Source organism: Rhodoferax sp. (assembly GCF_023701345.1).
In the GTDB taxonomy this organism is placed as follows: domain Bacteria; phylum Pseudomonadota; class Gammaproteobacteria; order Burkholderiales; family Burkholderiaceae_C; genus Rhodoferax.
On the sequence record NZ_JAMPXE010000111.1, the window covers coordinates 1 to 11,362 of the forward strand.

An 11,362-nucleotide genomic window follows, 5' to 3' on the forward strand; every position below is an offset into this window, starting at 1 on the left:
CGAGATGGACCAGGTCTTTGGCCTGCCGTATGCGCGCAGCCCGCACCCCAGTTATGCCGACGCCAACGGCAGCCACGACCATGCCACCAAAATCCCGGCCTGGGAAATGATCCGCTTCTCCATCAACATCATGCGCGGCTGTTTTGGCGGCTGCACCTTTTGCTCGATCACCGAGCACGAGGGCCGCATCATCCAGAGCCGTTCCGAAGAATCGGTCATCAAGGAAATCGAGGACATTCGCGACAAGGTCAAGGGCTTCACCGGCACCATTTCCGACCTTGGCGGCCCCACCGCCAACATGTACCGACTGGGTTGCAAAAGCCCCGAAATCGAGGCCGCCTGCCGCAAGCCCAGCTGCGTCTTCCCCGGCATCTGCCAGAACCTGGGCACCGACCACCAGCCGCTCATCGACATCTACCGCCGCGGCCGTGCCTTGAAGGGCGTCAAGAAAATTTTGATCGGCTCCGGTGTGCGCTACGACCTGGCGGTGCAAAGCCCCGAATACGTCAAGGAACTGGTGCAACACCATGTCGGCGGCTACCTCAAGATCGCACCCGAGCACACCGAACCGGGCCCGCTGTCCAAGATGATGAAGCCCGGCATGGGCACCTACGAAAAGTTCAAAACGCTGTTTGACAAGTACAACGCAGAGTCCGGCAAAAAGCAATTCCTGATCCCGTACTTCATTGCCGCCCACCCCGGCACCAGCGACGAAGACATGATGAACCTGGCGATCTGGCTCAAGAAAAACGGCTTTCGTGCCGACCAGGTGCAAACCTTCTACCCCAGCCCGATGGCCACGGCCACGGCCATGTACCACACCGACCTGAACCCGCTCAAGGGCATCCACCGCGATGACCGCGGCGAGCGCGTCGACGTGGTGCGCGGCGAGCGACGCCGCCGTCTGCACAAGGCCTTTTTGCGCTACCACGACCCCAACAACTGGCCGCTGTTGCGCGACGCGCTGAAGGCCATGGGCCGGGCCGACCTGATCGGCAACGGCAAACACCATTTGATCCCGACGTTTCAGCCCATGACGGACGGCAGCTACACCAGTGCCCGGCGCAAAAACTCCACCACCGTGGCCGCCAAAACCCCACGGCCCGGCCAGCTGCTGACCCAGCACACCGGCCTGCCGCCACGTGTGAAGAAGTGATCATGGATTGCCGCGTCGCTGCGCTCCTCGCAATGACGGTGTTAGGGCTGTCATTGCGAGCGAAGCGCGGCAATCCAGGGCTCCGGACTTCGTGGATTGCCACGTCGCTGCGCTCCTCGCAATGACGGTGTTATGACTGTCATTGCGAGCGAAGCGCGGCAATCCAGGGCTCCGGACTCCGTGGATTGCCACGTCGCTGCGCTCCTCGCAATGACGGTGTTAGGGCTGTCATTGCGAGCGAAGCGCGGCAATCCATGCCTTGGCGGGTTTTCAGCTCACATCCGCCCGCTGCAAGCAGATGTTGGCGCACAGGCCGCCGCTGCTGGCATTGCTGAGCTCCAGCGTGCCGCCCATGCGCGAGACAATTTTTTGCACGATCGCCAGCCCCAGCCCGGTGCCGTTGGCGGCGGTGCGTGCCGCTTCACCGCGAAAAAAGGGTGTGGTCAATTGTTTGAGCTGGTCATCGGGCACCCCCAGGCCATGGTCGCGCACGCGCAGCAGCACGGTGCTGTCCATCCTGCGGGCTGAGACTTCCACCAGCGCGATGCCGGTATCAACCGACTTGCCATAACGCGCCGCGTTCTCGATCAAGTTGGTGATCACGCGCTGCAGTTCCACCGCATCGGCCTGAACCATGAGACTGGGTTCCAGGGTCACTTCGAGTTCAAGCTCAGGGCGGTGGCGCAGGCTGCTCAGGCACTGGTCCAGCAGGGGGTTGAGTTCAACCGGGCTGAATTTGATATGGTCTGGCCGGGCGTAATCCAGAAATTTGTTGATGATGGCATCAAGCTGTGCAATGTCGTTCACCATGTTCTCGCGGGCCGTGCCATCACTCACGCTGAGTTCGGTTTCCAGCCGCAGCCGCGCCAGCGGTGTGCGCAGGTCATGGGAAATACCGGCCAGCATCACGGCGCGCTCTTCTTCAATCTTGGCCAGTTTTTGGGTCATGCGGTTAAAGCCGATGTTGACCGCCCGAATCTCGCTGGTGGTGACCGATTCATCCAGCCTGCTGGCTTCAAAGTCGCCGTCGCGCACCCGTTTGGCGGCAAACGACAGGTCTTTCAGCGGGCGGTTGATGAGCCCGGCAATCCAGGCCGCGCCCAGCAGCGACAGCACGGCAGCGGTGGAGAGCCAGACCAGCCAGGTTTTGGCTTCGGGTTTGTCAAAACGGGACAAGTCCGTTTGCAGCCAGAAATGGTCCTTGTTGATATCAAAGCCAATCCACAAACCCGCCACCCCGTTGACACGTTCCGCTACCGGTGTGCTCGATCCCAGCCGCTGTTTCAGTTCGGCTTCGATGAAGCGGTTGGGTTCGTTATTCTTCAGGGCCTGAACCACATCATTGGGCTCGCGCGGCTTGATGACCACAGATTCCTGGTCCTTCATGGTTTTGAACAGCGACACCTGGGTGATGCTGTCAGAGTGCATCACCGCGGCACGGCTCAGGTTGACCAGCGAGGCAATTTGCCGCGCGGTCTGGATGGCCCGCGGTTCCGATTCAAGTTCGTTCAGGGTTTTGGTCCAGGCCAGCACACTGCCCAGCAGCAGCAGCACCAGCAGTACAAAGGTGCGCCAGAACAGGCTAAAGCCGGCTTTAGTTGCCATCGGGTACAAAGACGTAGCCGACACCCCACACGGTCTGAATGTACCGTGGCACCGTGGCATCAACCTCAACGAGCTTGCGCAGACGCGACACCTGCACATCCAGGCTGCGGTCAAACGGTTCAAAGTCGCGGCCCCGGGCCAACTGCGCCAGTTTTTCACGCGACAAGGGTTGACGCGGATGCCGAACCAGCGCCTTGAGCATGGCAAATTCGCCGGTGGTCAGGTTGATCTCCTCCTCCCCTTTGTGCAAAATTCGGGCCCCCAGATCGAAACTGAAAGGGCCAAAAATCACCGTTTCATTGTCAGCCGATGGCGCGCCCGGTGCTTCGACCTGCGGTCGCCGGCGCAGCACCGCATGAATGCGGGCCAGCAGTTCACGCGGGTTGAACGGCTTGCCCAGGTAGTCGTCGGCACCCACCTCAAGCCCCACGATGCGGTCAATGTCCTCGCCCTTGGCGGTGAGCATGATGATGGGCGTGCGGTCATTGGCAGCGCGCAGGCGCCGGCACACCGACAAACCATCCTCGCCGGGCATCATCAGGTCGAGCACGATCAGATCGACCGGCTCGCGCAAAAGCACCCGCGTCAGTGCCTTGCCGTCTTCGGCCTGCAGCACCTCAAAACCTTCTTGCGTCAGGTAGCGGCGCAACAGGTCGCGAATGCGGGCGTCATCGTCAACCACCAGAATTTTGTCAACACGGTCAGCATTTGGGGACATACTTCGTTCCAGGGCAATTTGTAACAAACGCGATTTTGCGTGTTTGGAGGCATGTTTTATGATTTTTTTCCACGTGTTGACATGCTGTTACAAATTTTTGCCTGTCATGGGCACCCATTCACCAGGAGTAAAAAATGAAAATTCATACCCAATGGCTGGCCGCAGGCGTCATGCTCGCCGCATCCCAAGCCGTGTTTTCACAAAACCAGGCCCCAGCCCTGCCGACGCAGCGCGTCAGCCTGTCGGCCAGTGCCACGGTTCAGGTGCCGCAGGACGAACTCACGCTCACCCTGAGCACACAGCGCGAAGGCAGCAACGCGCCAGAGGTGCAAAACCAGCTCAAGTCAGCACTCGATGCCGCGCTGGGTTTGGCCAGGCGCCAGGCCCAAAGCCCCTTGATGAGCGTCAGCACCGGGCGTTTCGGCCTGTCGCCGCGGCATGACCGAAATGGCAAGCTGGTCGGCTGGCAGGGCACGGCCGAACTGGTGCTGCAGGGCCGTGACTTTGTCCGCATCAGCCAGACCGCGGCGCAATTGCAGACCCTGAGCGTGGCCAGCGTCGTCTTTGGCCTAAGTGCACAGCAGAGCCAGGAGGCACAGGCGCAAGCCCAAAGCCAGGCCATCGCGCAATTCCAGAAAAGCGCCTCGGAGATTGCCAAAAGCTTCGGCTTTGGCGGCTACACGCTGGGCGAGATCCAGGTCAACGCCAACCAGCCGGGCCCGGTGCGGCCTTACATGATGGCGGCCAGCGTCAGGTCGGTGGCCGACGAGGCCGCACCGGTGCCGCTAGAAGCCGGTTTAAGCCAGGTCAGCGTCAACGTGTCGGGCTCGGTGCAGTTGAAATAAGCCCGGACTTCTTGGATTGCCACGTCGCTGACGCGCCTCGCAATGACGAATCTGGTTGTCATTGCGAGCGCAGCGTGGCAATCCAGGACTTCCGGACTTCTTGGATTGCCACGTCGCTGACGCTCCTCGCAATGACGGATCTGGCTGTCATTGCGAGCGCAGCGCGGCAATCCAGGACTTCCGGACTTCTTGGATTGCCACGTCGCTGACGCTCCTTGCAATGACGAATCTGGTTGTCATTGCGAGCGCAGCGCGGCAATCCATGGCCCTGGTTTACTGCGCAGCCCAGCCGCCGTCCATGTTCCAGGCTACGCCGCGCACGTTGTTGCCGGCGGGGGAGCAGAAGAACACTGCCAGCGCGCCCAGTTCTTCGGGGGTGGTGAATTGCAGTGAGGGCTCTTTTTCTCTCAACAGCTGATTTCTGGCCTCGTCATTGGAAATGCCTTGCGCCGCGACCTTGGCATCCAACTGCTTTTGCACCATCGATGTCAGCACCCAGCCCGGGCAAATCGCGTTGCAGGTGACGCCGCTGGTGGCGTTTTCCAGGGCCGTCACCTTGGTCAGGCCGACCACGCCGTGCTTGGCCGCGACATAGGCCGATTTTTCGGCCGAGGCCACCAAGCCGTGCACCGACGCCACGTTGATGATGCGGCCCCAGCCCGCCGCCTGCATGGCCGGCAAGGCCAGCCGCGTGGCATGAAACGCGCTGCTCATGTTGATGGCGATGATGGCGTCCCAGCGCTCGGGCGGGAAGTTTTCGACCCGCGCCACATGCTGGATACCGGCGTTGTTCACCAGAATGTCGACCCGGCCAAACTGCCCGGCGGCATAGGTCATCATGGCGGCAATTTCATCGGGCTTGCTCATGTCGGCGCCGTGGTAGGCCACCTGCACGCCCAGCGCGGCAATCTCTGCCCTGGGGCCATCGACATCACCAAAACCGTTCATGACGATGTTGGCACCCTGGGCCGCCAGTGCCTTGGCAATGCCCAGACCGATGCCGCTGGTGGAGCCGGTGACAAGCGCTGTTTTACCTTTGAGCATGGTGTATTTCTCCGAAATAAATAGTTGAATAGTGCCGCACCGGACGTGATGGCACCGAGTTTGAATTAGGATGCTACACGGTCATTATCCAGCCTCCTTTTACTCCTTTTAGATTGCAGACTTCGCCATGCCGCAACCCACCCTCGAATTTGTCACCTGCCCCGATGCCCAGGGCGGCCACCGCATGGCTTACTGGCAGTGGGGCCAGCCCGACAGCGGCCATGTGGTGCTGTGCGTGCATGGCCTGACACGCCAGGGGCGTGACTTCGACGTGCTGGCACGCGCCCTGTGCGCGCACGCCGCCAGCACCGGCCGCAGCCTGCGTGTGGTGTGCCCGGACGTGGCGGGGCGCGGCCAAAGCGACTGGCTCAAGGACGCCAGCGGCTACCAGATTCCTTTTTATGCGGCCGACATGCTGGCGCTGCTGCAGCAATTGCAACCCACCACGCTCGACTGGCTCGGCACCAGCATGGGCGGCCTGATCGGCATGGCGGTGGCGGGCTTGCCCAATGCCCCGGCCTTTGCCAAAGTGCGCCGCCTGGTGCTCAACGACGTCGGCCCGGCCATCGCGTGGCAGGCCTTGCAGCGCATCGGCCAGTACCTGGGCAACACGGGCGCCTTTGCCACCGAGCAGCAAGCCGCCGACGCCATGTGGAGCGTTTCCAGCACCTTTGGCCCGCACACGCCGGCCCAGTGGCTGGCGCTGAGCAGGCCCATGCTCAAACCGCTCGGCGACGGCAGCGGCCGCCTCACCTTGCACTACGACCCGGCCCTGGCCGAGCCCTTCAAGGCCGTCACACCCGAATCCGCGGCCCAGGGCGAGGCCTTGTTGTGGCAAGCCTATGACCACATCACCGCCCGGACGCTGCTGGTTCGCGGTGCCGAGTCCGACCTGCTGACGCCCCAGACCGCGCAGGCCATGACCCAGCGCGGCCCCAGGGCCCGACTGCTCGAATTTGCCGGAGTCGGCCATGCGCCCACCTTTGTTGCCGACGACCAGGTCAAGGCCGTGGTTTCTTTTTTACTGGACCAGCCATGAACAGTAGCCGTCATTGCGAGGAGCGCAGCGACGTGGCAATCCACGGAGTCCGGGGTCATGGATTGCCGCGCTGCGCTCGCAATGACGATACCGGCCGCGCTGCGCTCGCAATGACAACCAGATCCGTCATTGCGAGGAGCGAAGCGACGTGGCAATCCATGACGATTAACGCCAAATATTTCGATGAAAAGCCAAGTAACAGCTCACCCTGATCCCACCAGCAAACCGGTCTTGCCGGTGGTGGCCGCCACTGCCGACAGCTTGCCGGAGCAGGCCCATGCGTTGGCGCGCGCGCGCGCTTTTGCCGAGCCGCTGCTGGCCACCGAACTGCTCGACACCGGTGAAAACATCCTGGCCCACGCCGACGCCGTGGCCGCCATTTTGCGCAGCATTGGCGGCTCCGAGGCCATGCAGGCCGCCAGTTACCTGGTGTACACCTGCGACCATCTGAACCGGCCGCAGGAAGTGATCGCCAAGGCCTTTGGCGACAATTTTGCCGCCCTGGCCATGGAAACCACCAAGCTGGTGCGGGTCCAGCGCCAGGCCCGCCTGGTGCGCGCACGCGGCCATGCCACCGGCCTGCAGCCCGCTGTCATGCAGACCGAAAACGTGCGCAAGATGCTGCTGGCGTTTTCGCGCGACCTGCGCGTGGTCATGCTGCGCCTGGCCTCGCGCCTGCAAACCCTGCGCTTTTATGCCGCCACCAAATTGCCGGTGCCCGAAGGCATCGCGGCCGAGGCCCTGCAGGTCTTTGCGCCGCTGGCCAACCGCCTGGGCATCTGGGAAATCAAGTGGGAAATGGAAGACCTGGCGTTTCGCTTCCAGGAGCCCGACACCTACCGCCAGGTGGCCTGCTGGCTCGATGAAAAACGCACCGAACGCGAAGCCTATGTCGAGCGCATGCGCGCCCGGCTGGAGTCTGACCTGGTCGCCAACGGCATCAGCGCCACGGTCTCGGGCCGGCCCAAGCACATCTACAGCATTATTAAAAAAATGCGCGGCAAGGGGCTCGACTTTGCACATGTGTACGACGTGCGCGCGCTGCGCATTGTGGTCGCCAGCGTGCCCGAGTGCTACGCCGCCCTGAGCTGGGTGCACAGCCATTTCACGCCCATTGCCGAAGAATTCGACGACTACATCGCCAAGCCCAAGGTCAACGGCTACCAGTCGCTGCACACCGTGGTGCGCGACAGCGAAGGCCAGGTCAGCGAGATCCAGATCCGCACCCAGGCCATGCACGACCATGCCGAAAACGGCGTCGCCGCCCATTGGGCCTACAAGGAAGCCGGCGCCAAGGGCTACGCGGGTGTCTCGGCCAGCGGCGCCTACGACGCCAAGATCGCCGTGCTGCGCCAACTGCTGGAATGGGAGCGCGACCTCTCGGGCATCCAGACGCAAGGCGCTTTTGACGACCTCATCTACGTGCTCACGCCCGAGGCCGCCATCGTCGAGCTGCCGCAGGGCGCCACGGCGGTTGACTTCGCCTACAGCGTGCACACCAGCCTGGGCCACCGCTGCCGGGGTGCGCGCGTTGACGGCGCCATGGTGCCGCTCAACACACCGCTCAAAAACGGCCAGACGGTCGAAGTCATCACGGTGAAAGAGGGCGGCCCCTCGCGCGACTGGCTCAACCCCGAGCAGGGCTACCTGGTCAGCCACCGCGCGCGCACCAAGGTGCGGGCCTGGTTTAACGCGCTGGCCCTGACTGAGACCACCGCCAAAGGCCGTGAAGCCGTCGAGAAACTGCTCCAGCGCGAGGGCAAGACCGCCCTCAAGCTCGACGACCTGGCCTCCCAGCTCGGCTTTACCTCGGCCGACGCGCTGTTTGAAGTGGTCGGCAAGGAAGAATTTTCATTGCGCACCATCGAGCAGCTGCTGCGCCCGGACGAGCCCAGCCAGCACGACCTGGAGGCGCCGCTCATCCGCAAGCCCCGCAGCGACAGCAACCCCAGCAAAGGCGGCCTGCTGGTGGTGGGCGTGGACTCGCTCATGACCCAAATGGCCAAATGCTGCAAACCGGCGCCGCCCGACGCCATCTGCGGCTTTGTCACCCGTGGCAAGGGCGTCAGCGTGCACCGCACCGACTGCCCCAACCTGAAGGAAATGGTCGCCAAAAACGGTGAGCGGTTGATCGACGTCGAATGGGGCCTGAACCAGGCCGTCGGCGGCTCGGTGTTCCCGGTTGACGTGGCGGTGCAGGCGCAAGACCGCCAGGGCCTGCTGCGCGACATTTCCGAGGTCTTCACCAAGGAAAAAATGAACGTCATCGGCGTGCAAACCCAGTCCATCAAGGGCACAGCCTGGATGACGTTTACGGTGGAAGTCGCCGACTCCGGCCGCCTGCACAAGGTGCTGGGCCTGGTCGCCGAGCTACCCGGCGTGCGCTCGGCCCGGCGCCGGTAAGCTACAGAAAATACGTCAAATATTAAAAATTGATTGCTTATAAGCCACTGTGTGTTAAATTCAGTGCTCGGGTTGATTAATAATTTTGAAAGGGTGTCCATGAAATCTACTATTACTTCTGCATTACTGGCTTCTGTCTTGATGATTGCATCCCAGTCTGTGTTGGCTCAAACTGCTCCGGCTTCGAGCAGCGGTCTTCCTGCTGGTGGTGGTGGTTCGGACGCTGCAGGCGCTAGACCCGCTACAGCGGGTGCTACGGGTGGCATTACGCCCACCGCTTTGGTCGTCGGTGCTGTGGTAATTGCTGGCGTGATCGCATTGGCCAATGACGACAGCACTACCGGCACAACCGGCACAACTGGCACAAACTAATTTGTTGCCTTTCAAGAACAGCGCCTTAGGGCGCTTTTCTTTTGACAGTTTCATTTTTTGAAATTCGTTTTTTGCATCAAATGCAGGCTGCTGGCGTCAGTTTTGGCGTTGTTGGGGCTGGGTGCGTGTGCCTCCAAGTCCTTGGTGTCAGAGGTCACTTCTACGGTCTTTTTTGGCAATCTGCCTTTTCAGACACCTCCGGCGCTTGATGCCAAACTCAACCCCAATTACCGCTACCTGCACGTTACGCTGGCCGATGCCAGGCCCGCGCTGCTGGTGTTGGGCTATATCGACGCCCATCCACAGGGCAAGGTAGAGGTCTGGTATTCGGCCAAGGGTGAGGTTTTGCGCTTGCAAAATGGCCGGCTGGTTGGTGCCACGGGCCTGCCCGTGGACTGGCGTCGGGTGCACTACCCGCAGCTGCCGCCGGCATGGTCGTCTGTGCCGCCAGAAGGGGTTCGTTTTACCAGCGTGCGTGACGAACACCCCGGCTACCGGCTGGGTCTGGTGGAGCAGGTTTTTTTGACACCCCTGCCAAAACCACCGCTTGATTTACCCGCAGAAAACTTTGCCGGTGCGGCCTGGTTTCTTGAGCGCTACTCGGACGCCAACGGCCCGACCCGGCCTGATGCCTGGTTTGCACTGGGCAGCCATGGCGGGCAAAACACCATTGTCTATTCGCGCCAATGTTTGTCTGTCAGTGTGTGCCTAACCCTGCAGCGCTGGCCGCTTGAGAAAGATCGACCTTGAAATTGCGCCGTAATTTGATGGCACGCGCGGTGGCGCTTTGCTTTGCCTGTCCGGTAGTGGCCTGGAGCCAGGCGCTTGCAGCCCCCATTCAGGCGCCCGTGGTGGCAGGCGAGCGGCTCAGCGACTGGCTGTTGCGCAACGCCGGCCCGCACGCCGACACCACCGCCCTGCACTGGACGGTTGAAGCCGAGCGTGCGGCGCAAGCCCGGCTCAAACAAGCCATCATCAACGGGTTTCAATCCGCCAGCCTCGTGCATCTGCCGGAGGCAGGGCGTGCCGAACTGCTGGCCTGGCTGCAGGCCATGCCTGTCACCGGCCGGGTCAATGTGTCGGTGGCCGATGCGCGCTGGCTGCAAGGCAACCCCGAGCAAGACCCGGTGCTGCAAGAGCGGCACGGCGTAACGCTTTACCCCCGACCCGGCACGGTCACGGTTTGGTCCGGGTCGGCCCAGCCCTGCGTGGCAACGCATGTCTCGGGCGCGCTGATTCAAGACTATTTGCGTGCTTGCCTGGGCGCAGACGGCGCCAGTGCCCGCGACTGGAGCTGGATCGTGCAAAGCGACGGCAGCACCCAGCGTTATGGCGTGGCCCCCTGGAACCTCACCCTGCAAGACGAACCCGGTCCGGGCGCCGCGCTGTGGGCACCGGCGCGTGACCTCAAAATGGCGAACAGCGTGTCTGACAACCTGGCGCGTTTTCTGGCCACGCAGGCGCCAGGCGCTACAACGCAAGCAGATTTGCATGTGCAGGTGGTGCCTGGCTCAGGCGGCTATCAGGCCAATGCCCGGGCCCCTGAACCCACCGCCAGCGACTGGGGCGAAATCGGCCTGTTGCAAACGCCCACCGCGCGCATGGCCCCGGCCGGCGACGCCCGCTTTACCTTTAACCGGGTGGCTCCTTACACACGCGGCACCATCATGCTGCAACCGCTGGACTGGCTGGAGGCCGGATTCCGCTACACCGACGTGTCCAACCGCCTGTATGGCCCGAGCATTGCCGACGACCAGTCTTACAAAGACAAGTCGATCGACCTCAAGCTGCGCCTGGCAGAAGAATCACACTGGATGCCGCAACTGGCGCTGGGGCTGCGCGACTTGGGCGGCACCGGCCTGTTTTCGGGCGAATACCTGGTGGCCAGCAAACGCTGGGGCAACTGGGACGCCAGCCTGGGCCTGGGCTGGGGCTACCTGGGCAGCCGTGGCAACATCAAAAACCCTTTTTCACAGCTTAGCTCCAGGTTTGACACCCGGCCCACCGCGCAGGTGGGGCAGAGCGGCACAACCGCCACGCAAGCCTGGTTCCACGGTCCGAGCGCCTTGTTTGGCGGCCTGCAATGGCAGTCGCCCACCAGCCCCTGGACGCTCAAGGTCGAGCTTGATGGCAACAACTACCAGCACGAGCCGCAAGACAATAACCAGCCCACGCGCAGC

The 11,362-nt window shown here is 62.4% G+C and carries 9 protein-coding genes; 6 read left to right on the forward strand and 3 right to left on the reverse strand.

All coding sequences use genetic code 11. The annotated features are described in order from the left end of the window. Positions 1–1,156: DUF3362 domain-containing protein (locus NDI87_RS13585; RefSeq protein ID WP_296275895.1), on the forward strand; the 1,156-nt coding region annotated here is incomplete at its 5' end. Between the two features lie 270 nt (positions 1,157–1,426). Here the strand turns inward: NDI87_RS13585 and NDI87_RS13590 are convergent. Both NDI87_RS13590 and ompR read right to left on the reverse strand, forming a co-directional pair. Continuing rightward, the gene (locus NDI87_RS13590; RefSeq protein ID WP_296275896.1) at positions 1,427–2,761 is read right to left on the reverse strand and encodes an ATP-binding protein; all 1,335 of its coding nucleotides are present in this window, start codon (positions 2,759–2,761) and stop codon (positions 1,427–1,429) included. After that, positions 2,751–3,479 carry a two-component system response regulator OmpR gene (gene ompR / locus NDI87_RS13595; protein ID WP_296275898.1) on the reverse strand — a complete coding sequence of 243 codons (729 nt, stop codon included), beginning with the start codon at positions 3,477–3,479 and terminating at the stop codon, positions 2,751–2,753. Before ompR ends, NDI87_RS13590 begins: the two co-directional genes overlap by 11 nt. 134 nt (positions 3,480–3,613) lie before the next feature. Here ompR and NDI87_RS13600 point away from each other — a divergent pair, with 134 nt between their 5' ends. Then, positions 3,614–4,324, forward strand: a complete 711-nt coding sequence (locus NDI87_RS13600) for an SIMPL domain-containing protein (protein WP_296275899.1) — start codon at positions 3,614–3,616, stop codon at positions 4,322–4,324. 273 nt (positions 4,325–4,597) lie between these two features. Here NDI87_RS13600 and NDI87_RS13605 read toward each other — a convergent pair whose 3' ends face one another. After that, positions 4,598–5,368, reverse strand: a complete 771-nt coding sequence (locus NDI87_RS13605; RefSeq protein ID WP_296275900.1) for a 3-hydroxybutyrate dehydrogenase — start codon at positions 5,366–5,368, stop codon at positions 4,598–4,600. A 127-nt stretch (positions 5,369–5,495) separates the two neighbouring features. Between NDI87_RS13605 and NDI87_RS13610 the strand changes: the two genes are divergently transcribed. The 4 genes from NDI87_RS13610 to NDI87_RS13625 all read left to right on the forward strand — a co-directional run. Continuing rightward, entirely contained in the window at positions 5,496–6,407 is a 912-nt protein-coding gene (locus tag NDI87_RS13610) for an alpha/beta hydrolase (RefSeq protein ID WP_296275901.1), read from the forward strand. A gap of 183 nt (positions 6,408–6,590) precedes the next feature. Continuing rightward, on the forward strand, positions 6,591–8,810 hold the full coding sequence (locus NDI87_RS13615; RefSeq protein ID WP_296275902.1) for a bifunctional (p)ppGpp synthetase/guanosine-3',5'-bis(diphosphate) 3'-pyrophosphohydrolase: 2,220 nt from the start codon (positions 6,591–6,593) through the stop codon (positions 8,808–8,810). 429 nt (positions 8,811–9,239) lie between these two features. After that, positions 9,240–9,932: a YjbF family lipoprotein gene (locus NDI87_RS13620; protein WP_296275903.1), complete on the forward strand. Its 693-nt coding sequence runs from the start codon at positions 9,240–9,242 to the stop codon at positions 9,930–9,932. Then, positions 9,929–11,362 (forward strand): YjbH domain-containing protein (locus tag NDI87_RS13625; RefSeq protein WP_296275904.1); only part of this gene is annotated, 1,434 nt, incomplete at its 3' end. The genes NDI87_RS13620 and NDI87_RS13625, both read left to right, overlap by 4 nt.

Bases quoted from the DNA above. Each gene is read 5' to 3' on its own strand.
- NDI87_RS13605 (WP_296275900.1), bottom strand. From the start codon at position 5,368: ATGCTCAAAGGTAAAACAGCGCTTGTCACCGGCTCCACCAGCGGCATC.
- NDI87_RS13615 (WP_296275902.1), top strand. From the start codon at position 6,591: ATGAAAAGCCAAGTAACAGCTCACCCTGATCCCACCAGCAAACCGGTC.
- ompR (WP_296275898.1), bottom strand. From the start codon at position 3,479: ATGTCCCCAAATGCTGACCGTGTTGACAAAATTCTGGTGGTTGACGAT.
- NDI87_RS13610 (WP_296275901.1), top strand. From the start codon at position 5,496: ATGCCGCAACCCACCCTCGAATTTGTCACCTGCCCCGATGCCCAGGGC.
- NDI87_RS13590 (WP_296275896.1), bottom strand. From the start codon at position 2,761: ATGGCAACTAAAGCCGGCTTTAGCCTGTTCTGGCGCACCTTTGTACTG.
- NDI87_RS13600 (WP_296275899.1), top strand. From the start codon at position 3,614: ATGAAAATTCATACCCAATGGCTGGCCGCAGGCGTCATGCTCGCCGCA.